The 22,177-nt window shown below is 67.0% G+C and carries 22 protein-coding genes and 2 pseudogenes; 11 read left to right on the top strand and 13 right to left on the bottom strand.

Going from position 1 to position 22,177, the window contains the following annotated elements:
* A pseudogene (locus G3N62_RS19230) lies at nucleotides 1-231 on the bottom strand (PhoH family protein); the annotation flags it as partial.
* Here G3N62_RS19230 and G3N62_RS36430 point away from each other — a divergent pair.
* Nucleotides 142-406: pseudogene (locus G3N62_RS36430) on the top strand (hypothetical protein). The pseudogenes G3N62_RS19230 and G3N62_RS36430 overlap by 90 nt on opposite strands.
* Before the next feature lie 191 nt (nucleotides 407-597).
* On the opposite strand, the gene G3N62_RS19225 reads toward G3N62_RS36430, so the two are convergent.
* The 9 genes from G3N62_RS19225 to G3N62_RS19185 form a co-directional block, all read right to left on the bottom strand.
* Complete coding sequence (locus G3N62_RS19225; protein WP_006756046.1) at nucleotides 598-1,059, bottom strand: peroxiredoxin; 462 nt, start codon at nucleotides 1,057-1,059, stop codon at nucleotides 598-600.
* A gap of 104 nt (nucleotides 1,060-1,163) precedes the next feature.
* Nucleotides 1,164-2,060, bottom strand: coding sequence for a polysaccharide deacetylase family protein (locus G3N62_RS19220; RefSeq protein ID WP_034188679.1), 897 nt, complete (start codon nucleotides 2,058-2,060; stop codon nucleotides 1,164-1,166).
* 13 nt (nucleotides 2,061-2,073) lie between these two features.
* Nucleotides 2,074-3,129, bottom strand: a complete 1,056-nt coding sequence (locus G3N62_RS19215; protein ID WP_006482864.1) for a bifunctional UDP-4-keto-pentose/UDP-xylose synthase — start codon at nucleotides 3,127-3,129, stop codon at nucleotides 2,074-2,076.
* Nucleotides 3,126-4,073, bottom strand: coding sequence for a formyltransferase (locus tag G3N62_RS19210; protein WP_034188678.1), 948 nt, complete (start codon nucleotides 4,071-4,073; stop codon nucleotides 3,126-3,128). The genes G3N62_RS19215 and G3N62_RS19210 overlap by 4 nt, the downstream gene beginning before the upstream one ends.
* Nucleotides 4,070-5,122: a glycosyltransferase gene (locus G3N62_RS19205; protein ID WP_185733063.1), complete on the bottom strand. Its 1,053-nt coding sequence runs from the start codon at nucleotides 5,120-5,122 to the stop codon at nucleotides 4,070-4,072. The genes G3N62_RS19210 and G3N62_RS19205 overlap by 4 nt, the downstream gene beginning before the upstream one ends.
* Before the next feature lie 6 nt (nucleotides 5,123-5,128).
* A complete protein-coding gene (locus tag G3N62_RS19200; protein ID WP_034188676.1) occupies nucleotides 5,129-6,280 on the bottom strand; it encodes a DegT/DnrJ/EryC1/StrS aminotransferase family protein in 1,152 nt (383 codons plus the stop codon).
* 129 nt (nucleotides 6,281-6,409) lie between these two features.
* On the bottom strand, nucleotides 6,410-6,781 hold the full coding sequence (locus G3N62_RS19195; protein WP_034188675.1) for an SMR family transporter: 372 nt from the start codon (nucleotides 6,779-6,781) through the stop codon (nucleotides 6,410-6,412).
* A gap of 13 nt (nucleotides 6,782-6,794) precedes the next feature.
* Entirely contained in the window at nucleotides 6,795-8,471 is a 1,677-nt protein-coding gene (locus tag G3N62_RS19190; protein ID WP_059561650.1) for a glycosyltransferase family 39 protein, read from the bottom strand.
* A gap of 123 nt (nucleotides 8,472-8,594) precedes the next feature.
* Complete coding sequence (locus G3N62_RS19185) at nucleotides 8,595-8,969, bottom strand: Mth938-like domain-containing protein (protein ID WP_012328660.1); 375 nt, start codon at nucleotides 8,967-8,969, stop codon at nucleotides 8,595-8,597.
* Between the two features lie 317 nt (nucleotides 8,970-9,286).
* Between G3N62_RS19185 and G3N62_RS19180 the strand changes: the two genes are divergently transcribed.
* The 6 genes from G3N62_RS19180 (at nucleotide 9,287) to G3N62_RS19155 (ending at nucleotide 15,619) form a co-directional block, all read left to right on the top strand.
* Nucleotides 9,287-10,525, top strand: coding sequence for a pyridoxal phosphate-dependent aminotransferase (locus G3N62_RS19180; protein ID WP_124669690.1), 1,239 nt, complete (start codon nucleotides 9,287-9,289; stop codon nucleotides 10,523-10,525).
* 53 nt (nucleotides 10,526-10,578) lie between these two features.
* Nucleotides 10,579-11,907, top strand: a complete 1,329-nt coding sequence (locus G3N62_RS19175) for a homoserine dehydrogenase (protein ID WP_049032681.1) — start codon at nucleotides 10,579-10,581, stop codon at nucleotides 11,905-11,907.
* Nucleotides 11,908-11,921: 14 nt separating this feature from the next.
* Nucleotides 11,922-13,373, top strand: a complete 1,452-nt coding sequence (gene thrC, locus G3N62_RS19170) for a threonine synthase (RefSeq protein WP_069245638.1) — start codon at nucleotides 11,922-11,924, stop codon at nucleotides 13,371-13,373.
* Between the two features lie 234 nt (nucleotides 13,374-13,607).
* Nucleotides 13,608-14,855, top strand: coding sequence for a gephyrin-like molybdotransferase Glp (gene glp / locus G3N62_RS19165; protein WP_034188670.1), 1,248 nt, complete (start codon nucleotides 13,608-13,610; stop codon nucleotides 14,853-14,855).
* A gap of 19 nt (nucleotides 14,856-14,874) precedes the next feature.
* Nucleotides 14,875-15,132, top strand: coding sequence for a molybdopterin converting factor subunit 1 (gene moaD, locus G3N62_RS19160; protein WP_034188669.1), 258 nt, complete (start codon nucleotides 14,875-14,877; stop codon nucleotides 15,130-15,132).
* Between the two features lie 10 nt (nucleotides 15,133-15,142).
* The gene (locus G3N62_RS19155; protein WP_034188668.1) at nucleotides 15,143-15,619 is read left to right on the top strand and encodes a molybdenum cofactor biosynthesis protein MoaE; all 477 of its coding nucleotides are present in this window, start codon (nucleotides 15,143-15,145) and stop codon (nucleotides 15,617-15,619) included.
* 51 nt (nucleotides 15,620-15,670) lie between these two features.
* On the opposite strand, the gene G3N62_RS19150 is transcribed toward G3N62_RS19155, so the two are convergent.
* Nucleotides 15,671-16,231, bottom strand: a complete 561-nt coding sequence (locus G3N62_RS19150; RefSeq protein ID WP_034188667.1) for a group III truncated hemoglobin — start codon at nucleotides 16,229-16,231, stop codon at nucleotides 15,671-15,673.
* A gap of 252 nt (nucleotides 16,232-16,483) precedes the next feature.
* Here G3N62_RS19150 and G3N62_RS19145 point away from each other — a divergent pair, with 252 nt between their 5' ends.
* Together G3N62_RS19145 and clpB are read left to right on the top strand one after the other, a co-directional pair.
* Nucleotides 16,484-17,002, top strand: a complete 519-nt coding sequence (locus G3N62_RS19145; protein ID WP_049035025.1) for an Rrf2 family transcriptional regulator — start codon at nucleotides 16,484-16,486, stop codon at nucleotides 17,000-17,002.
* A gap of 157 nt (nucleotides 17,003-17,159) precedes the next feature.
* Nucleotides 17,160-19,757: an ATP-dependent chaperone ClpB gene (gene clpB / locus G3N62_RS19140; protein WP_034188665.1), complete on the top strand. Its 2,598-nt coding sequence runs from the start codon at nucleotides 17,160-17,162 to the stop codon at nucleotides 19,755-19,757.
* 117 nt (nucleotides 19,758-19,874) lie between these two features.
* Here the strand turns inward: clpB and G3N62_RS19135 are convergent, their stop codons facing one another.
* The gene (locus G3N62_RS19135; protein ID WP_034188664.1) at nucleotides 19,875-20,306 is read right to left on the bottom strand and encodes a YidB family protein; all 432 of its coding nucleotides are present in this window, start codon (nucleotides 20,304-20,306) and stop codon (nucleotides 19,875-19,877) included.
* Nucleotides 20,307-20,394: 88 nt separating this feature from the next.
* Nucleotides 20,395-21,006, bottom strand: a complete 612-nt coding sequence (locus G3N62_RS19130; protein WP_034188663.1) for a helix-hairpin-helix domain-containing protein — start codon at nucleotides 21,004-21,006, stop codon at nucleotides 20,395-20,397.
* A gap of 286 nt (nucleotides 21,007-21,292) precedes the next feature.
* Between G3N62_RS19130 and G3N62_RS19125 the strand changes: the two genes are divergently transcribed.
* Both G3N62_RS19125 and G3N62_RS19120 read left to right on the top strand, forming a co-directional pair.
* Complete coding sequence (locus G3N62_RS19125) at nucleotides 21,293-21,754, top strand: MerR family transcriptional regulator (protein ID WP_049031952.1); 462 nt, start codon at nucleotides 21,293-21,295, stop codon at nucleotides 21,752-21,754.
* Nucleotides 21,738-22,172: a carboxymuconolactone decarboxylase family protein gene (locus G3N62_RS19120; protein ID WP_034188661.1), complete on the top strand. Its 435-nt coding sequence runs from the start codon at nucleotides 21,738-21,740 to the stop codon at nucleotides 22,170-22,172. Before G3N62_RS19125 ends, G3N62_RS19120 begins: the two co-directional genes overlap by 17 nt.
* Nucleotides 22,173-22,177: the final 5 nt, after the last annotated feature.

The following is a 22,177-nucleotide window of genomic DNA, read 5'->3' as shown; positions in this document are numbered from 1 at the left end:
CATCGGCTGCAGCAGCGCGGCCGTCTGCTTGGTCTTGCGGCCGCGCGCGGGTGCGGCATCAGGCGCCGAAGACGCGACGGCACGCAGCGGCGCGGCCGTGTTCGCGGCTTCGATCATCGGTTGGGCCACGCTGGCCGGACCATAGTCACCGGCTGTGGATGCGTCCCCTTCGGCGGATTTCTTCGCGGCTTTCGCGGGCCGCGCTTTCGCCTTGTATTCGTCGGGCGGCAGCAGGCTGCCGAGCTTGCTGGGGGGGGTAGGCAAAGGCATGGTGTCCCTCGGGAGGAATCGTGTCGCATGGCGTGCGCCGCTGATCGCATCCTGCGTGACGTAGACGCAGTTTGCGCGCGGTGGCGCACAGGAAATTCGTCTAGCCGGTTCGCCTAAGTGTCGATCAGCTCCTTGATGCGGTTAGGGCCGGACCGGGAAGGCCGGCGCGCAATCCATAAAAAAAGCCGCTGCCCCGTCGACAGGGACATGCGGCTCGGCTGATGTCGTGATGCGCGTCAGGTGCCGGGAAGCATCGCATCGAGCACCGGCGCAGCTACGAGAAATATGGATCGAACGGGCATTCATTGCGGCCCAATATAACGCGCCTCAAAGCGCTTGTACAGCACTTAGCACGTCGTCCACGTGACCCGGCACCTTGATGCCGCGCCATGCCTGACGGAGCACGCCGTCGGCGTCGATCAGGAACGTCGAGCGCTCGATTCCGCGCACTTCCTTGCCATACATCTTCTTCATCTTGATGACATCGAACAGCGCGCACAGCGCTTCGTCGGCATCGGAGATCAGCGGGAACGGCAGTTCGAGCTTTGCCTTGAAGTTGTCATGCGAGCGCAGGCTGTCGCGCGACACGCCGATGACTTCCGCACCGGCTTTCTTGAACTTCGGATAGAGATCGCGGAACTGCAGCCCTTCGGTCGTGCAGCCCGGCGTGTTGTCCTTCGGATAGAAGTACAGCACGAGCTTCTTGCCTTTCAGGTCGGACAGCGAAATGTCGCCGCCCGTGGCCGGTGCGGTGAAATCGGGAACTTGACGGTCAACTTCGACAGACACGTGTTTCTCCTGTTGTTATGGAAAGGCGCCGCTGCGGCGGCGCGGTGCGGCGTCCCGGCAACGCGCGGCAGGGCGCTGCGGGCGCCGCCGGCTCGCGCGCGGACTCAGTCGGGCTGGACGATCAGTTCGCCGGAGCGGCCGGGGATTTCGCCCCACGTGACAGGGTACGATGGCAGCGTGTCGCGGTCCAGCGTCGCGTGGTAGTCGCCCATCGTCGCAAACGTGTGGCCTTGCGCGCGCCAGCCGGCGAGCAGCTGCTCGAACACGGGCGCGAGCTTCTGGCCTTCCAGTTCCGCATGCAGCGTGAACACCTGGTCGTGCGGATTGGTTTCGGTGAACTTGAGGAGGTGCGCGGCGACGTTGTGCGTGTCGACGCCGTCGATGCCGAGCACTTCGTCGAGCGTCGGCAGCGTGGTCGGCATCTGCACGTGCGACAGCGTGCGGCCGCCGACGACCGGCAGGTACGGCGAGTGGCCGCGCCCGTCGGAGGCGTAGCGCATGCCCCACGCGTCGATCTGCTCGAACGCGGCATCGTTCATCTGCCAGCCGGCCGCGCCGTGCGTGACGGGCGGCGCGCCGAAGATCTCGATGAAGCGCGCGTGACTCTTCTGCATTTCACGCGCGGTCCAGTCGCGATCGCGCGCACGGACGTTGTCCTGCCAGTACACGTGATCCCACGTGTGGATCCCGCATTCGAAGCCGGCCTCGTGGATCGCGCGCATGTCGGCGATCGCGCGGCGGCCGATGTCGGGGCCCGGCAGCAGCACGCCGTACATCAGCTGCTTCACGCCGTAGTGTTCGACCACCGACGTGCGCGACACCTTCTTCAGGAAACCCGGGCGGAACACCCGCCGCAGCGCCCAGCCGGTGTGATCGGGCCCGAGGCTGAAGAGGAAGGTCGCGCGCGCGCTGAAGCGATCGAAGATGCGCGCGAGGTTCGGCACGCCTTCGCGTGTGCCGCGCAGCGTGTCGACGTCGATCTTGAGGACGATACGAGCCAAGCGAACGTCCCGGTCAGCCTTGTTGTTCGACGAGCGCGCGCGCGTCGGCGACGTGGCCGCGATACGCCTCGAAGATGTTGCGCAGCGCGTCGTCGAACGTCGCCTGCGGCGCCCAGCCGAGCTCCTGCATCGTGTTGTCGATCTTCGGCACGCGGTTCTGCACGTCCTGGTAGCCGTTGCCGTAGTAGGCGCCGGACGTCGTTTCGACGAGCTTCACCTGCTTGGCCGAGTCGGCGTACTCGGGGAATTCCGCGGCCAGTTCGAGCATCTTGTGCGCGAGTTCGCGAACCGAGAAGTTGTTCTTCGGATTCCCGATGTTGTAGATCTTGCCCGACGCGACGCCGTCCTTGTTCTCGATGATCTTCATCAGCGCGCTGATGCCGTCGCCGATGTCGGTGAACGCGCGCTTCTGCGAGCCGCCGTCGACGAGGCTGATGTTCTCGCCGCGCACGATGTGGCCGAGGAACTGCGTGACCACGCGCGAGCTGCCTTCCTTCGGCGTGTAGATCGAGTCGAGGCCCGGGCCGATCCAGTTGAACGGGCGGAACAGCGTGAAGTTCAGGCCTTCCATCCCGTAACCCCAGATCACGCGGTCCATCAGCTGCTTCGAGCATGCGTAGATCCAGCGCGGCTTGTTGATCGGGCCGTAGGTGAGTGCCGACGCGTCCGGATCGAACTGCTCGTCCGAGCACATGCCGTAGACCTCGGAGGTCGACGGGAACACGAGGTGCTTGCCGTACTTGACGGCCGAACGCACGATCGGCAGGTTCGCCTCGAAGTCGAGCTCGAACACGCGCAGCGGCTGCTGGACGTAGGTGGCCGGCGTCGCGATCGCGACGAGCGGCAGGATCACGTCGCACTTCTTCACGTGATACTCGACCCACTCCTTGTTGATCGTGATGTCGCCTTCGAAGAAATGCATCCGCTCGTGGTTGACGAGGTCGCCCAGCCGATCGGTCTGCATGTCCATGCCGAACACTTCCCAATCGGTGGTTTCAAGAATGCGCTTCGACAGGTGATGGCCGATGAAGCCGTTCACACCCAGGATCAGGACTTTTTTTGCTTTCATGAATGACGGGAAGAATGAATGAACTGCGCGAATTCCGCGGGCGTCACGACGGTTTCGCTGCCGTCGCGCTGCTGCCACAGCTCGAGAATGGACAAGGCGCGGCTGTCGCCGCAGACGCCGAATAGCGCATTATCGCTTACGTGCAGGCCGGGCGGCAAATCCGCCGCGGCGGCCGCTGCCGCGCTGCCGGGCGCCGCGAGACGTGCGCGCGCGATCACGAAACGCGTGCCGTCGACGTCCGTGAACGCGCCCGGATACGGGGGCGCGACCGCGCGCACCAGGTTGTAGACCTGCGCGGCCGGTTTCGACCAGTCGACGCGGCCGTCCTCGGGCTTGCGCCCGCCGTAGTAGCTGCCGCTCGACAGGTCGTTCGGCAGGTGCGCCGCCTCGCCGGCGAGCAGCGCGGGCAGCACGCGCCAGAGCGTCTGTTCGGCGGCCACCGTGACCTTGTCGAACACCTGCGCGGCCGTGTCGTCCGGCAGGATCGGCACCGCGGTCTGGCCGATGATCGCGCCCGCGTCGGGCTTCGCGGCCATCTCGTGCAGCGTCGCGCCGGTTTCGGTCTCGCCGTTCAGCACGGCCCAGTTGGTCGGTACCCGACCCCGGTATTTCGGCAGCAGCGAACCGTGCATGTTGTACGCGCCGCGCGGCGCGATCGCGAGCAGGTCCACCGGCAGCATGTGCCGGTAGTAGAACGAGAAGATGAAGTCGGGCCGCGCGTCGGATACCGCGCGGCGCAGCGCCGGATCGGCGGGATCGGCCGGCGTGACGACCGGGATGCCGTGCTCGGCCGCGACGGACGCGACACTGCCGAACCAGATGTTCTCGTTCGGGTTGTCCTCGTGCGTGACGACGAGCGCGACGTCGACGCCGCGCGCGAGCAGCACCTGCAGGCAGCGCACGCCGACGTTGTGATACGCGAAGACGACCGCGCGCGGCTTCATTGCCGGGCTCCCGTGCGGTTCGCGTCGGCCGGCACCGGCGGCACGCCGTCGTGCTGCTCGAGCACGGCCTGGATCAGGTAGCGCGGCCGTGCGCGCACCTGCTGGTAGATGCGGCCGACGTACTCGCCGAGCAGGCCGAGCGCGAAGATGATCACGCCGAGCAGGAAGAACGTAATGGCGAACAGCGTGAACACGCCTTGCACTTCCGCGCCGACGATGAAGCGGCGCACGAGCAGCAGCACGAACAGCGCGGCGGAGCCGAGCGACAGGATCACGCCGATGAACGACAGCCACTGCAGCGGCACGACCGAGAAGCCGGTCACGAGGTCGAAGTTCAGCCGGATCAGGCTGTACAGCGAATACTTCGATTCGCCTGCGAAGCGTTCCTCGTGCGCGACCTCGATTTCGGTCGGCTTTTGCGCGAACGTGTACGCGAGCGCGGGGATGAACGTGTTGACTTCGCCGCACACGTTGATCGTGTCGATGATGCGGCGGCTGTATGCGCGCAGCATGCAGCCCTGGTCGGTCATCTTGATGCGCGTGATGCGCTCGCGCAGCCGGTTCATCATCTGCGACGCCTTGCGCCGCCACAGGCTGTCCTGGCGCTGCTTGCGGATCGAGCCGACGTAGTCGTAGCCCTCGCGCATCTTCGCGATCAGCTTGCCGATTTCCTCGGGCGGGTTCTGCAGGTCGGCGTCGAGCGTGATGACGATCTCGCCGCGCGACTGCGCGAAGCCCGCGAGGATGGCCATGTGCTGACCGTAGTTGCCGTTGAGCAGCACGACGCGCGTCGTGTCGGGCCGTACGTGGAACTGATCGGCGAGCATCGCGGCCGAGCGGTCGCGGCTGCCGTCGTTGATCAGGATCACTTCATACGACGTGTCGAGTGCGTCGAGCGCCGGATACAGCCGCGCGAACAGCGCGGCGAGGCCGTCTTCCTCGTTGTATACGGGGATGATGACCGAGACTTCGGGCCGACCGGCGTCCAGGTGCCCGGCGACCGGATGGCCGGCCCCCGGATGCCCGGCGCGTGCTTCAAGGTGACTCATGTACGCTTATTTTCCGTATTGTTCACAAATCTGGTTGATGGCGTCGACCACGCGACGCACGTCGCCTTCCGTCATCTGCGTGAACAGCGGCAGCGTGACGGTCGACGCGCCGTACCGTTCGGCGTGGGGGAACATGCCCTCCTTGAAGCCGCGCGCACGGTACAGCGTGAAAAGATGGATCGCCGGGTAGTGGATGCCCGTGCCGATGCCGCGTTCCTTCAGCTGCGCCATGAATTCGGCGCGCGTGATCGTCAGCCGCTCGAGCGGCAGCGTGATCAGGAACATGTGCCAGTTGCTGTTCGCGAAGTCGGCAACCGGCAGGCCGACGCCGAGCTTCACGGCCGCGCCGCCGTCGAACGCGGCGAAATACGCGCGGGCGAGCGCGCGGCGCTGCGCGGTGAAGCGTTCGATGTGCGGCAGCTGGCCGAGGCCGACGCGGGCGGCGACGTCGGTCAGGTTGTACTTGCCGCCGAGCACGTCGCAGTCCATCCCGTCGAAGCCGGTGCGCGTGATGCCCTGCAGCCGGTACTTCTGCGCGAGTGTCGCTTCGTCCTCGTTGTTCAGCACCAGCGCGCCGCCTTCGATCGTCGTCAGGTTCTTGTTCGCGTGGAAGCTGAACGACACGATGTCGCCGATCGCGCCGATGCGCTTGCCGTTCCACGTCGAGCCGAACGCCTGCGCGGCGTCCTCGATCACGCGCAGCTTGTGCGCGCGCGCGATCGCGTACAGGCGGTCCATGTCGACCGGCAGGCCGGACAGGAACACGGGGATGATCGCCTTCGTGCGCGGCGTGATCGCCTGCTCGAGCTTGTCGAGGTCGATGTTGCGCGTGACGGGATCGATGTCGGCGAACACGGGCGTCGCGCCCGTTTCGATGATCACGTTGCTGGTCGAGACCCACGACGCCGGCGTCGTGATCACCTCGTCGCCGGCACCGACGCCCGCGATGCGCAGGCCGATCTCGAGCGTGCAGGTGCCCGAATTGAACGCGCGGACCGGCCGCCCGCCGCAGTAGTCGGACAGCGCGGCCTCGAATTTCTGGCATTGCGGGCCGGTGGTGATCCAGCCCGAGCGCAGCACGTCGACGACGCCCTGGATGGTTTCCTCGTCGATTTCCGGTCGGGTGAACGGCAGAAACGGAGCGGTAGTCTGGCTCATGAACGCGTTGGCCTGTAATGGCGTGTAATAAAAGGGTCGGGCGATCCGCCCGAAACCGGCATTAAACACCGGTTGGCGGATTCGCACCGTGATTTTTTGTAGGCGGACACTTAACGCCGCGGGGCATGCTCAACTGCGCGCGAGCACGAGCACGCCGATCAGGATGATGCCGATCCCGACGAGCCGCTGGACCGACAGCACCTCGCCGAACAGGTACCACGCCGCGAACGCGTTGACCACGTAGCCGAGCGACAGCATCGGGTACGCGATCGACACGTCGACCCGCGACAGCCCGAGAATCCAGACCACGACGCTCAGCACGTAGCAGCCGAGGCCGCCGATGATCGGCAGCTGGGTCGCGATCTTCAGGCCGACCGGGAGGATGTTCGCACGGCTGAATTCGAAGTGCCCGACGGCGTTGACGCCGGCTTTCAGCAGCAGTTGCGCACAGGCGTTGAGCATCACGCCGGTGATGATGCAGACGAACGAAACGGGATTCATGCGAGGGGCGTCCTTACGATTGCGGTTTCTCGACGATCACGCGGCGGTTGTCGCGCGCGATCACGCGCATCGGCACACCTTGGCTGACCAGCGCGTCGTACTGGCCGGGCGGCATGATCGCGAGCGCATGGGTTTCCTGCTTCCAGCGCGCGATCCATTCGTCGACCGTCGGAATCCACTTGTTCGGCTCCATCGAGATCCCGAACGCGAGCTCGTCCTGGCGCTGGACCATGATCGTCGTGTGGCCCATGTAGAACGGGAACGTATGGTCGAGCATCTCGATCGAGTAGAACGGCGTGTCGGGCGGCAGCTTCGCCAGTTCGGCGCGCACGGCCGGCGCGAGCAGCGCGCCCGAGCTGTAGCGGCCGAACTCGTCGTGCCCGGTGCCGCCGATCGTGCCGAACGCGAGCCATGCGGCGCCGAACGCGGCGAGCGCGGCGGCCGCGCCCGTCCGGCGGTTCAGCCACGCGGCCGCGAGCGTCAGCGCGGCCGAGACCGCGAGGCCCGCGTACAGCCACATCTGGAACGCGCGGTACAGCGCGTTCGGCGTGCGGGCATCGCCCTGGTACGCGAGGAAGATGATCCCGAACGCCGCGGCGACGAAGAACACGAGGTAGCCGAGCAGGTGGCGGCGGAACCGGTCGGCCGTCATCAGCGGCAGGTACGCGCCGATGATCAGCGCGAGCGCCGGCGCGACCGGCAGCACGTACGAGATCAGCTTCGAATGCGACGTGCTGAAGAACAGGAAGATGAAGGCGCTCCAGATCAGCAGCACCAGCATCGGCGAGAAGCCGTTTGGCTGGCGCGGCATCCGCAGCGCATGGCGGATGCTCTGCCACGCGACCGACAGCCACGGCAGGAAGCCGACCAGCAGCACCGGCACGAAGTAGTACAGCGGGCCCGGGCGGTTCTGTTCCGGGGTCAGGTACCGGCGGAACTGCTGGACGATGAAGAAGAAGTTGAAGAACTCGGGGTTGCGCTGCTGCACCAGCACGAACCACGGCGTGACGATCGCGAAGAAGATCACGAGGCCGCTGACCAGGTACAGGCGCTTCCACAGCGCCCAGTCGCGCGCGATCAGCGTATAGAGCACGAGCACGGCGCCGGGCAGGATCAGGCCGACGAGGCCCTTGGACAGCACCGCGAGCGCCATCGCGGCCCAGCATGCCCACATCCAGCCGCGCACCGCGGCGGGGCGCAGCCCGGGCCGCTGCGCGAGCAGCAGCGAGCAGAGCGACAGCGCCATCCAGAACGCGAGCCCCATGTCGAGCGCGTTGAAGTGGCCCATCAGGTTCCAGTACGGCGAGCTCGCGAGCACGACGGCCGCGAGGAAGCCCGACAGCGGGTTGAACAGGCGCGCGCCGGTGTAGCCGACGAGCAGCACGCCGGCGAAGCTCGCGACGGCCGTGTAGAGGCGCGCCTGCCATTCGCCGATGCCGAACCACGCGAAGGTCAGCGCATTCAGCCAGGTCTGCAGCGGCGGCTTCTCGAAGTACTTGTAGCCGTTGTAGCGCGGCGTGATCCAGTCGCCGGTGACGAACATCTCGCGCGCCATTTCCGCGTAGCGGCCTTCGTCGCTCGGGATCAGGTGGCGCAGCCCGAGCGGCGCGAACCAGACGATCGCGAGCGCGACGATCAGGAGGACGAGCGTGATGCGGTTGAGCGGTAGCCTCGAGGGCGTATCGTTCATGGATTTTCAGCCTGTTGGTTGGGGTGACGGGCCGCCGGCGGGTTGTGCCGGCGGCGGGCGGCCTGGCCGGACCGATCGGGGGATCGACCCGTTGCGCCGGCCCGAGTTTTACCGCATCGGGGATTAACGTTCAATTAAGAGCGCGGCGGCGACTTTGCGGCCCTCGGCCATCAGGATGTTGTAGGTGCGGCAGGCCGCCTGGAAATCCATCGTCTCGACGCCGATCCGCTTCGCCGTGAGCGCCGCGACGAGCCGCGGGTGCGGGAAGCGCAGCCGCGCGCCGCTGCCGAAGATCACGAGCTCGGGCGTCGGGTCGAGCAGCATCGCGAAATGCTCGGGCGCGAGCGCGTCGAACGACGACACCGGCCATGCCTGGACCGGCGCGCCGGGCAGCACGATGACGCTCGTTTCATGGCGTTCGAGATTGACGTCGACGTAATCGGGGCCGTAGCCGGTGACGGTATTGAGCGCGCCGCTCGTGTCCTGGTGCAGTTTCAAATCGGTATTCCGCGGTTCCGTAAGGGCATGTATCGCAAGGGCCGCAGGGGCCCGGATGGCCGGTTTCGCGCGCCTGGCCACATGGGGACGCCTGACGGCGCGGGCCCGGCGCGGCTATGGTGCATTGCGAAAGTCGGCCAAAATCCGCTAAATTATAACTTTTTGGCCGCCCCCGGGCGCCACTTGCGTCGTGCGTCGCCACAAGCCGCGTCCGACCGCCCGCTTTTTTCCAGTCTAGACAGCGCGCACAGACCGGCCGCTTTCCAGTTTTGATCCCGTCCCCCCGGCCGCAAGGCCAACCCAGGAACCGTGTCGTCGTGAAACCGATTCAGAAGTCGAACAAGCTGCTCAACGTCTGCTACGACATCCGTGGCCCGGTGCTCGAGCACGCGAAGCGCCTCGAGGAAGAAGGCCACCGCATCATCAAGCTGAACATCGGCAACCTCGCGCCGTTCGGTTTCGACGCGCCGGACGAGATCATCCAGGACATGATCCGCAACCTGCCGTCGTCGTCGGGTTATTCCGATTCGAAGGGCGTGTTCTCGGCGCGCAAGGCCGTGATGCACTACACGCAGGAAAAGGGCGTCGTGGGCGTCGGCCTCGACGACATCTACATCGGCAACGGCGCGTCCGAGCTGATCGTGATGGCGACCCAGGCGCTGCTGAACGACGGCGACGAAGTGCTGCTGCCCGCGCCCGACTACCCGCTGTGGACGGCCGCGGTGAGCCTGTCGGGCGGCACGCCGGTGCACTACGTGTGCGACGAGCAGAACGCGTGGATGCCCGATCTCGACGACATCCGCAGCAAGATCACGCCGAACACGAAGGCGATCGTCGTGATCAACCCGAACAACCCGACGGGCGCGCTTTACTCCGACGAATTGCTGCTCGAGCTGCTTGAGATCGCGCGCCAGCACGGGCTGATCGTGTTCGCCGACGAGGTCTACGACAAGATCGTCTACGACGGCCTCGAGCACACCGCGATGGGTTCGCTGTCGGAGGACGTGATCACCGTCACGTTCAACAGCCTGTCGAAGAGCTATCGCTCGTGCGGCTACCGCGCGGGCTGGATGGCCGTGTCGGGCCTCGGCGGCGACAACCGCCGGCGCGCGAAGGATTACCTCGAGGGGCTGGGTATCCTGTCGTCGATGCGCCTGTGCGCGAACGTGCCCGGGCAGTTCGCGATCCAGACGGCGCTCGGCGGCTACCAGAGCATCAACGAACTCATCGTGCCGAGCGGGCGCCTGTACAAGCAGCGCGAGCTCGCGTACGACATGCTGACGTCGATCCCGGGCGTGACTTGCGTGAAGCCGCAGGCCGCGCTGTACATGTTCCCGCGCCTCGACCCGAAGCTCTACCCGATCCAGAACGACCAGCAGTTCATTCTCGACCTGTTGCTCGAGGAGCGTGTGCTGCTGGTGCAGGGCACGGGTTTCAACTGGGAGACGCCGGACCACTTCCGCGTGGTCTTCCTGCCGAACCTCGACGACCTGACCGATTCGATCAACCGGATCGCACGCTTCCTCGACGGCTACCGCAAGCGCCACTCGGCCTGAGCGGCCAGGGTCACGCGGAATTCACTACTTCTTACTCATCGATCACACGCAGCATGGAACCGATCAAAGTTGGCCTGTTGGGCTTCGGCACGGTGGGCAGCGGCACCTTCACGGTGCTGCGCCGCAACCAGGAAGAAATCAAGCGACGCGCGGGGCGCGGCATCGAGGTCGCGCGCATTGCCGTGCGTAATCCGGCCAAGGCGCAGGCCGTGCTCGGCGGGGATGCCGCCGCCGCGCAGATCACCGACGATTTCAATTCGGTCGTCGACGATCCGTCGATCGCGATCATCGCCGAGATGATCGGCGGCACGGGCATCGCGCGCGAGCTCGTGCTGCGCGCGATCGCGAACGGCAAGCACGTCGTGACGGCGAACAAGGCGCTGCTCGCGGTGCACGGCACCGAGATCTTCGAGGCCGCGCGCGAAAAGGGCGTGATGGTGGCGTTCGAGGCGGCCGTCGCCGGCGGCATCCCGATCATCAAGGCGCTGCGCGAAGGCCTGACCGCAAACCGCATCCAGTACATCGCGGGCATCATCAACGGCACGACCAACTACATCCTGTCGGAAATGCGCGACCGCGGGCTCGATTTCGCGACCGCGCTGAAGGCCGCGCAGGAACTCGGCTACGCGGAAGCCGACCCGACCTTCGACATCGAAGGCGTCGACGCCGCGCACAAGGCGACGATCATGAGCGCGATCGCGTTCGGCGTGCCGGTGCAGTTCGACCGCGCTTACGTCGAGGGCATCAGCAAGCTCGACGCGACCGACATCCGCTACGCGGAAGAGCTCGGCTACCGGATCAAGCTGCTCGGCATCACGCGTCGCGCCGAGAACGGCATCGAGCTGCGCGTGCACCCGACGCTGATCCCGGAGAAGCGCCTGCTCGCGAACGTCGAGGGCGCGATGAACGCGGTCGTCGTGCACGGCGATGCGGTGGGCACGACGCTGTACTACGGCAAGGGCGCGGGCGCGGAGCCGACCGCGTCGGCGGTGGTCGCGGATCTCGTCGACGTCACGCGCCTGCATACGGCCGACCCCGAGCATCGCGTGCCGCATCTCGCGTTCCAGCCGGACAGCCTGTCGAACACGCCGATCCTGCCGATCGAGGAAGTGACGAGCGGCTACTACCTGCGCCTGCGCGTCGCCGATCAAACCGGCGTGCTGGCCGACATCACGCGCATCCTCGCCGCGTCGGGCATCTCGATCGACGCGCTGCTGCAGAAGGAGTCGGAGCAGGTCGACGACGCGAAGGGCGAAACCGACATCATCCTGATCACGCACGAAACGGTCGAGAAGAACGTCAATGCGGCGATCGCGCAGATCGAGCGCCTCGCGACGGTCGTGTCGAAGGTGACGAAGCTGCGCATGGAAGCGCTGAACTGAGGACGGAAAGCGACATGAACTACATCTCCACGCGCGGCGCCGGCATCGGCGAGCGCCATACGTTCTCCGACATCCTGCTCGGCGGTCTCGCGAAGGACGGCGGGCTCTACCTGCCGGCCGAGTATCCGCGGGTGTCCGCCGACGAGCTCGCGCGCTGGCGCACGCTGTCGTACGCGGATCTCGCGTTCGAGATCCTGTCGAAGTTCTGCGACGACGTGCCGGCCGACGACCTGCGCGCGATCACGCGCCGCACGTACACGGCCGATGTATACCGCAACACGCGCCACGGCGAGAACGCGTCCGACATCACGCCGCTGAAGACGCTCGGCACCGAGCATGGCGCGGCGCTGTCGCTGCTCGAGCTGTCGAACGGCCCGACGCTGGCGTTCAAGGACATGGCGATGCAGTTGCTCGGCAACCTGTTCGAGTACACGCTCGCGAAGCACGGCGAAGCGCTGAACATCCTCGGCGCGACGTCGGGCGACACGGGCAGCGCGGCCGAATACGCGATGCGCGGCAAGGCCGGCGTGCGCGTGTTCATGCTGTCGCCGCACAAGAAGATGAGCGCGTTCCAGACGGCCCAGATGTTCAGCCTGCAGGACCCGAACATCTTCAATCTCGCGGTGGAAGGCGTGTTCGATGACTGCCAGGACATCGTGAAGGCCGTGTCGAACGATCACGCGTTCAAGGCGCAGCAGAAGATCGGCACGGTCAATTCGATCAACTGGGCGCGCGTCGTCGCGCAGGTCGTGTACTACTTCAAGGGCTACTTCGCGGCGACGCAGTCCAACGACGAGCGCGTGTCGTTCACGGTGCCGTCGGGCAACTTCGGCAACGTCTGCGCGGGCCACATCGCGCGGATGATGGGGCTGCCGATCGCGAAGCTCGTGGTCGCGACCAACGAGAACGACGTGCTCGACGAGTTCTTCCGCACGGGCGCGTATCGCGTGCGCAGCGCCGAGAATACGTATCACACGAGCAGCCCGAGCATGGACATCTCGAAGGCGTCGAATTTCGAGCGTTTCGTGTTCGACCTGCTCGGCCGCGATCCGGCGCGCGTGATGCAGCTGTTCCGCGACGTCGAGGAGAAGGGCGGTTTCGATCTCGCGGCGAGCGGCGATTTCGCGCGCGTCGCCGAGTTCGGCTTCGTGTCGGGCCGCAGCAGCCACGCCGACCGGATCGCGACGATTCGCGACGTGTTCTCGCGTTACGACACGATGATCGACACGCACACGGCCGACGGCGTGAAGGTCGCACGCGAGCACCTGGATGCCGGCGTGCCGATGGTCGTGCTCGAGACGGCGCAGCCGATCAAGTTCGGCGAGACGATCCGCGAGGCGCTCGATCGCGAAGCCGAGCGGCCGGCCGCGTTCGACGGGCTCGAGGCGCTGCCGCAGCGCTTCGAGGTCGTGAAGGCCGATGCCCGGCAGGTGAAGGACTTCATCGTCGCCCATACGGGTGCATGACGCACGGCCGGGCCCGCGGGCCCGGCTGCGCGGGACGGCCGGAACGCCGATTCGTCGAACGGATCGGGGTTCCGGCCGTTTCGTTTGGCGCCCGGGCATGGCCTGTCGCGCGAAACAAGTGCCAGACCCGCGCGTTCGCGCCGATCACAGTTTTCGCATGTCCGCCATATCGCGCGCCGGTGCGACGGCGTCGCTACAATGACGTATTGACTCCAACGATCCCCGATTCCATCGATGTCGAACCCGAATCCCGCGGCGCCGCGCGCGCCGATGCTGTCGACCGCCGAGGCGCTCGCCGCGCTGCTCGATGCCGCGAAGCCGCTGCCCGGCGCGGAGACCGTCGCCACGCTCGATGCGCTCGGCCGCGTGCTGGCCGCCGACGTGAGCTCGCCGCTCGACGTGCCGCCGATGCATACGAGCGCGATGGACGGCTATGCGGTGCGCGTCGCCGACCTGCTGCACGGCGATCGGCGGTTGCCGGTGTCGCAGCGCATTCCGGCCGGCCATCCGGCTGGGCCGCTCGCGGCCGGCACGGCCGCGCGGATCTTCACCGGCGCAACGGTGCCGCCCGGCGCCGACGCGGTCGTGATGCAGGAGCAGGCATCGGCCGACGGCGACGCGGTCGAGATCCTGCACACGCCGAAGGCCGGTGAATGGATCACCGCGCAGGGCGCGGACATCCGCCAGGGTTCGGTGATCCTGCCGGCCGGCACGCGGCTCACGCCGCAGGCGCTCGGCCTGGCCGCATCGGTCGGCTGCGCGCAGCTGTCGGTCGCACGGCGGATTCGCGTCGCGGTGTTCTTCACCGGCGACGAACTGACGATGCCGGGCGAGCCGCTGAAGCCCGGCGCGATCTACAACTCGAACCGCTTCACGCTGCGCGGGTTGCTGGAGCGGCTCGGCTGCCACGTGACCGACTACGGGATCGTGCCCGATTCGCTCGCCGCGACGCGCGACACGCTGCGCGAGGCCGCGCGCGATCACGACGTGATCCTGACGAGCGGCGGCGTATCGGTCGGCGACGAGGATCACGTAAAGCCCGCCGTCGAGGCCGAAGGGCGGCTCGCGCTGTGGCAGATCGCGATGAAGCCCGGCAAGCCGCTCGCGTACGGCGCGGTGCGCCGCGGCGACGAGCGTGCGGACGCGCACTTCATCGGCTTGCCCGGCAACCCCGTGTCGAGCTTCGTCACGTTCCTGCTGTTCGTGCGGCCGTTCCTGCTGCGCCTGTCCGGCGTGCGTGACGTCGCGCCGCGCGCACTGTCGCTGCGTGCGGACTTTTCGCAAGGCAAGGGCGACCGGCGCAACGAATTCCTGCGTGCGCGCGTCAACGCGGCCGGCGGGCTCGACCTGTTTCCGAACCAGAGCTCGGCGGTGCTGACGTCGACGGTCTGGGGCGACGGCCTGATCGACAACCCGCCGCAGCACGTGATCAGCGCCGGCGAGACCGTCCGTTTCATTCCGTTTTCCGAACTGCTGTCGTAACGCGACGGCTTCCCGAACCATGAAGATTCAGCTGAAATTTTTTGCAAGCGTGCGCGAGGCACTGGGTGTCGCCGACGAAGCGGCAACCGTGCCGGACAGCGTGACGACCGTCGGCGACGTGCGCGCCTGGTTGCGCGTGCGCGGCGGCGTATGGGCCGAGACGCTCGCCGAGGGGCGCGCGCTGCGCATGGCCTGCAACCACGAGATGACCGATCCCGACACGCGGCTCACCGAAGGCTGCGAGGTCGCGTTCTTTCCGCCGGTGACGGGCGGCTGAGGGGCGCGCGATGGCAACGGTACGAGTCCAGGCCGACGATTTCGATCTGAATGCCGAAGTCGCGGCATTGCGCGCGCGCAACCCGAAGATCGGCGCCGTCGCGTGTTTCGTCGGCACGGTGCGCGACCTGAACGAAGGCGATTCGGTCGCCGCGATGGAGCTCGAGCACTATCCGGGGATGACCGAGAAGGCGCTCGAGAAGATTGCCGCCGAGGCCGGCCGGCGCTGGCCGGGCATCGACGTCGCGATCGTGCATCGCGTCGGCAGGCTGCTGCCGCTCGACCAGATCGTGATGGTCGCGACGGTCGCGTCGCACCGCGGCGATGCGTTCGCGTCGTGCGAATTCGTGATGGACTATCTGAAGACCGAGGCGCCGTTCTGGAAGAAGGAAACGACGCCGGACGGCGAGCGCTGGGTCGATGCGCGCAGCACCGACGATGCCGCGCTCGCGCGCTGGGGCGTCGAGTCGGGCAATACGCCGCGCTAGGCGGTGCGTCGATCTGCCGCGGGTGGTGCGCCCGGCGTCACGGGCCGCGCGTCACGCGTCCGGGTCGGCGCTGCGTCCGACGATCTTCGTCGGAAACGGTTCGCCGCGGGCACGCGACGGCAGCGCGTGCGGATCGTCGCCCGCGTCGCGGCGGCGCGGCGCGATCGCATCGAGCAGCGCCTGCTGCTCGGGCGGAATCCGATAATCCCAGCCGAACCGGCTCAACTGCAGGCTCTGGGCGATCCGCAGCGCGGGCGCCATGAAGCGGATCGCCGCGGGCGGCGCGTAGCGCGCCTCGACGGTCCTCAGGAACAGCGCCAGCCAGCGGCTGAAATGGGCCGGCTCGATCCCGTCGAGCGGCTGGTGCGCCTGCTGCACGTTGCCGCGATAGCCTTTGGTGCCGAGTACGAGGCTCGACCAGAACGTGACCATCTTCGGCAGGTGGTCGTCCCAGCGGCCGGCCAGCTTCGCGTCGAACACGGGTCCGAGCAGCGGGTCGGCGCGCACGCGGTCGTAGAACGCGTAGACGAGCGCGCGGATGTTGTCTTCGGTCGGCTCGGTGTCGCGAGGGCGGGCCGGTGCGGTTTCGGGCGAGGCGGGCAGGGCATTCATGGCAAAAAGGGGCCGGTAGATCGGAGTGCTGACGGGCAGTGGCGGGAGGGCAGGCAGGACGCCGGTCGGATTTTGTCGCAAAATAGCGTCCAATACCCGCTGAAAAACGCGCAAGTGTCATGCATCTTATTGCGCGCACGCGCTCCCGGCAACCCGGGGTCGCGGAACGGGACCGTCAGCCGGCCCCCGCACGCCCCGCGATCGGCCCGGCCCGCGTCATCGGGGCACGATCGATCATTTCCGTATCCGTCCATGAGACTCACTGACTACACCGACTATTCGCTGCGCGTGATGCTGTACCTTGCCGTGCGCGGCGAGGGGCTCGCGACGATCCAGGAGATCTCGGATGCCTACGGCATCTCGAAGAACCATCTGATGAAAGTCGTGCAGCAGCTCGGCGAGCTGGGATGGGTCGACACGGTTCGCGGCCGCAACGGCGGGCTGCGGCTCTTCCCGGCATCGCTCGAGTTGACGGTCGGCCAGGTCGTGCGCGCGACCGAGAGCGACTTCGCGCTGGTCGGCTGTTTCGCGACCGACGGCGGCGAATCGCGCGGCTGCGTGATCGAGCCGCGGTGCCGCCTGAAAGGCGTGCTGGCGGCCGCGCGCGATGCGTTCTTCGCCGAGCTCGACCGTCACCGGCTCGGCGAGCTGGCCGAGCCCGCGTCGCCGCTCGCTGCGCTGCTCGGCATCCGTCCGGTCGTGCCCGTGCGTGCCGAATCGTCGCCGGACGACCCATCGGCGACCGCCGAGCCGCCGTCGGCGGCCGGCTGACGCGCGCGCGCCGCGTCTCGCGATCCGAACGCGGCCCGTCCCGGGGCCGCTTCCGGCCTATCCAGCAATTTTTGCGCTGAATCAACCCGAATTTGGCTTGAAAGCCGCATAACCATCCTTATCTTGGTGTTAATCGAAAATTGGAGGTCTCGACTAAATGAGAATCGACAAGCTCACCACCAAGTTCCAGGAAGCACTCGCGGACGCGCAAAGCCTCGCGGCAGGCCGCGACAATCAATACATCGAACCCGTTCACGTCCTCGCGGCGCTGGTCGCGCAGCAGGACGGGTCCGCGCGCTCGCTGATGTCGCGCGCGGGTGTCCACGTGCAGGCGCTGCAAGGCGCGCTGAACGAAGCCATTTCGCGCCTGCCGCAAGTGACGGGCACGGGCGGCGACATCCAGATCGGCCGTGAACTGGCCGGGCTGCTGAACCAGGCCGACAAGGAAGCGCAGAAGCTCAACGACACGTTCATCGCGAGTGAAATGTTCCTGCTCGCCGCGTCCGACGACAAGGGCGAAGCCGGCAAGCTCGCGCGCCAGCACGGCCTCACGCGCAAGGCGCTCGAAGCCGCGATCGCCGCGGTGCGCGGCGGCTCGCAGGTGCATAGCCAGGATGCGGAAAGCCAGCGCGAGGCGCTGAAGAAGTACACGGTCGACCTGACCGAGCGGGCCCGTGCGGGCAAGCTCGATCCGGTGATCGGCCGCGACGACGAAATCCGCCGCTCGATCCAGATCCTGCAGCGCCGCACCAAGAACAACCCGGTGCTGATCGGCGAGCCGGGCGTCGGCAAGACCGCGATCGTCGAAGGGCTCGCGCAACGGATCGTCAACGGCGAAGTGCCGGAGACGCTGAAGGGCAAGCGCGTGCTGTCGCTCGACATGGCGGCGCTGCTCGCCGGCGCGAAGTATCGCGGTGAATTCGAGGAGCGCCTGAAGGCCGTGCTCAACGACATCGCGAAGGACGAAGGCCGGACGATCGTCTTCATCGACGAAATCCACACGATGGTCGGTGCGGGCAAGGCCGAAGGCGCGATGGATGCGGGCAACATGCTGAAGCCGGCGCTGTCGCGCGGCGAGCTGCACTGCATCGGCGCGACCACGCTCGACGAATACCGCAAGTACATCGAGAAGGACGCCGCGCTCGAACGCCGCTTCCAGAAGGTGCTCGTCGACGAGCCGAGCGTCGAGGCGACGATCGCGATCCTGCGCGGGCTGCAGGAGAAGTACGAACTGCACCACGGCGTCGACATCACCGACCCGGCGATCGTCGCCGCGGCCGAGCTGTCGCACCGCTACATCACCGACCGCTTCCTGCCCGACAAGGCGATCGACCTGATCGACGAAGCCGCTTCGAAGATCAAGATGGAAATCGATTCGAAGCCCGAAGAGATGGACAAGCTCGACCGCCGGCTGATCCAGCTGAAGATCGAGCGCGAGGCCGTGAAGAAGGAGCAGGACGAAGCGTCGCAGAAGCGCCTGCAGCTGATCGAGGAAGAGATCGAGCGCCTCGGCCGCGAGTACGCGGACCTGGAAGAGATCTGGACCGCCGAGAAGGCCGCGGTGCAGGGCAGCGCACAGCTCAAGGAAGAGATCGAGAAGGTGCGCGCGGACATCGCGAGGCTGCAGCGTGACGGCAAGCTGGAGAAGGTCGCCGAGCTGCAGTACGGCAAGCTGCCGCAGCTCGAGGCGCAGCTGAAGCAGGTCACGCAGGCCGAAGAGCAGGAGCAGCACAACCCGACGCGTCCGCGCCTGTTGCGCACGCAGGTCGGCGCCGAGGAAATCGCGGAAGTCGTGTCGCGCTCGACCGGGATCCCCGTGTCGCGGATGATGCAGGGCGAACGCGAGAAGCTGCTGCACATCGAGGAAAAGCTGCACGAGCGCGTGGTCGGGCAGGACGAGGCGATCAGTGCGGTGGCCGATGCGATCCGTCGTTCGCGCGCGGGTCTCGCCGATCCGAACCGTCCGTACGGCTCGTTCCTGTTCCTCGGCCCGACGGGCGTCGGCAAGACCGAGCTGTGCAAGGCGCTGGCGTCGTTCCTGTTCGATTCGGAAGAGCACCTGATCCGCATCGACATGAGCGAGTTCATGGAGAAGCACAGCGTCGCCCGGCTGATCGGCGCGCCGCCGGGTTATGTCGGCTACGAGGAAGGCGGTTACCTGACGGAAGCCGTGCGTCGCAAGCCGTACAGCGTGATCCTGCTCGACGAGATCGAGAAGGCGCACCCGGACGTGTTCAACGTGCTGCTGCAGGTGCTCGACGACGGCCGCATGACGGACGGGCAGGGGCGGACGGTCGACTTCAAGAACACGGTGATCGTGATGACGTCGAACCTCGGCTCGCAGGTGATCCAGGCGATGACGGGCGCGCCGCAGGAAGAGATCAAGGACGCGGTGTGGCTTGAGGTGAAGCAGCATTTCCGCCCCGAGTTCCTGAACCGGATCGACGACGTCGTCGTGTTCCATGCGCTCGACCGCAGCAACATCGAGTCGATCGCGAAGATCCAGCTCGCCCGCCTGCACGACCGGCTCGCGAAGCTCGACATGGCGCTCGACGTGTCGCCGGCGGCGCTCGAACAGATCGGCAAGGTCGGCTACGATCCGCTGTTCGGCGCGCGGCCGCTGAAGCGCGCGATCCAGCAGGAGATCGAGAACCCGGTCGCGAAGCTGATCCTCGCGGGCCGTTTCGGTCCGAAGGACGTGATTCCGGTCGACGTCAACGACGGCAAGTTCGTGTTCGACCGCGTCGTTCACTGATCGCCTGCCGTCGGTTGCCCGCCCGGTTCGCGCCGGGCGCGCAAAAACAAACACCCCGCCTCGGCGGGGTGTTTGCTTATGGGGCGGCCGAACGGGCCGCCGCGCGGGCCGGGACGCTCAGCCCTGCTTGTTGCCGCCGAACATGCCGGCGAGCTGCGTGAGCGTGCCGAGCACGTTCGACGTGTCGACCTGGCCGCCGGCCGGCACTTCGCCGTTCGGCGTCGCGCCGTTGACCACGTGCGGCAGCACCTGCGCGAGGATCGACGAGGCCTGCGACGGGTCGATGCCGACCTTGCTCGCGAGCGAGCCGACGACGTCGGAGCCTAGCACGTTCTGCAGCGTGTCGGCCGAGATCGGCTGGTTTTCGCCGTTGCCGACCCACGAACCGATGATGTCGCCGGCGCCACCGGCCTTGAATTTCTCGATCAGGCCGTTCAGGCCGCCCGGCTGGTTGTTGATGAATTCGAGCGCGGTGGTGATCAGCGCGCTTTGCGAGTTGCCGCCGGCCTGGCCGCCGATCAGACCGCCAACGATGTCGAGGAGACCCATGGTTCTTCACCTTCACTGAAAAGGGCGCCGTGACGACGGCGCCCGTTGAACGAATGCCGCGCGCACGCCGTCGCGCGCGCGGCGCACATCAGGCGCCCGACGCCGCGGCGGCGGAGGCTGCCTTGTCCTTCTTGCTCTTCTTCTTCGAACCCTTCGTCGCCTTCGTGGACGACGCGGCGGCCGGGGCGCTCGCACCCGCGTCGGCGGATGCCGCCGCCGCTGCCGCTGCCTTTTCCTTCTTCGATGCGCGCTTCGCCTTGGCCGGCTTCGCCGCCGCATCCGGTGCGCTGGCCGCCGGGGCCGGCGTCGCAGCCGTCGTGCCGGCCGTCGCGGTCGTGGACGTCGATGCGGTGCCTGCCGAGGTCGTGGCCGGCGTGGTGGCCGGTGCCGTTGCGGCCGGCTTCGACAGCTTGACGCCCTTCGGCGGCGTCGACGAGCCGCCGATCGTCAGACCGTTTTCCTCCAGATGCCCGACCGACTTCGTGCCGAGACCCTTCACGCGGTTCGCGAGATCGTCGGCGTCCTTGAACGGGCCGTTCTTGGTGCGTTCGTCGATGATCGCCTTCGACTTCACGGGCCCGAGACCCTTCACGGATTCGAGCGCGGCCTGGTCGGCCGTGTTGACTTCGACGGCCGCGGCAAGGCCGGCGGCAAGCGACAGCGACAGCGCGACGAACAGCATCAGCAGCTTTTTCAGCATGGCAAAGGCTCCCTGGTTCTGACGGATGAATGGCTGTTGCAACGGACGGCGGGGCGCGGGGTGGCCGGGCGTCGCCGTTAAGCATAGGACAAATGCGTGCCCTTTTTAAGACAGGCTGACTGAATCTTGCTGAAGGCTTGCGGTGCTGTAAAGGCCGAAACCCGCGCCGGGCGCCGCTTTTGACCATTGTTTACGGTGTCGCCGGGGGCGAGCGGATCGTCGTCGCGCTGGCCGTGCGATCACGCTTGACTTAGAGTGAACTCTAACTCCTAACCTTGTTCCTGCCATGTCGAAAACCGTATCCCCATCCTCCTCCACCGGTCCGCTGACGATCGGGCAAGTCGCCGAACTGACGGGCGTGTCGACGCACACGTTGCGGTACTACGAGCAGGCCGGGCTGCTGCGCGCGATTTCGCGCACGGCGGCCGGGCACCGGCTCTATGCGCCGGCCGACCTTGCCGGGCTGGCCTTCGTGATGCGCCTGAAGGCGACCGGCATGCCGATCGCGCAGATCCAGGCGTTCGCGGTGCTGCGCGAGCAGGGCGAGTCGACGTTCGGCGCGCGGCGCGACTTGCTGGTCGCGCATCGCGACGCGGTGCGCGCGCATATCGCGGAGCTGCAGGCGAACCTCGATGCGATCGGCGACAAGATCGCGTACTACGAGGCGCAGGAACGGGAAACGGAACGACGGGCGAAACCTTCTCTCTCTTTATCGGAACAGGACGGACACGATGGAACGACTCGTTGAGGATCGCTACACGCGCGGCTGGAACAAACTGAAGGAAATCGACGGCGAAGCGGGCGAACGCGTGATCGCGGCGCTGGCGCCGATCGCGCCGGACTTCGCGCGGCTCCTGGTCGAATTCAGCTTCGGCGACATCTACAGCCGGCCGCAGCTCGACCTGAAAGCGCGCGAAATCGCGACGATCGCGGCGCTGGCCGCGCTCGGCAACGCGCAGCCGCAGTTGAAGGTGCATATCGAGGCCGCGCTGAACGTCGGCTGCACGCGCGACGAGATCGTCGAGGTGTTCATGCAGATGGCCGTGTATGCGGGGATGCCGGCCGCGCTGAACGCGTTGTTTGCCGCGCACGAGGTGTTCAAGCGGCGCGACGAAACGGCCGGCGTGACGGACGATGCGAACGAAGCGGCCGGGCAGCCCGCATGACGGAG

This window comes from Burkholderia sp. Tr-20355 (assembly GCF_017104685.1).
In the GTDB taxonomy this organism is placed as follows: domain Bacteria; phylum Pseudomonadota; class Gammaproteobacteria; order Burkholderiales; family Burkholderiaceae; genus Burkholderia; species Burkholderia seminalis.
This window is presented reverse-complemented; position numbering and strand designations above follow the sequence as displayed.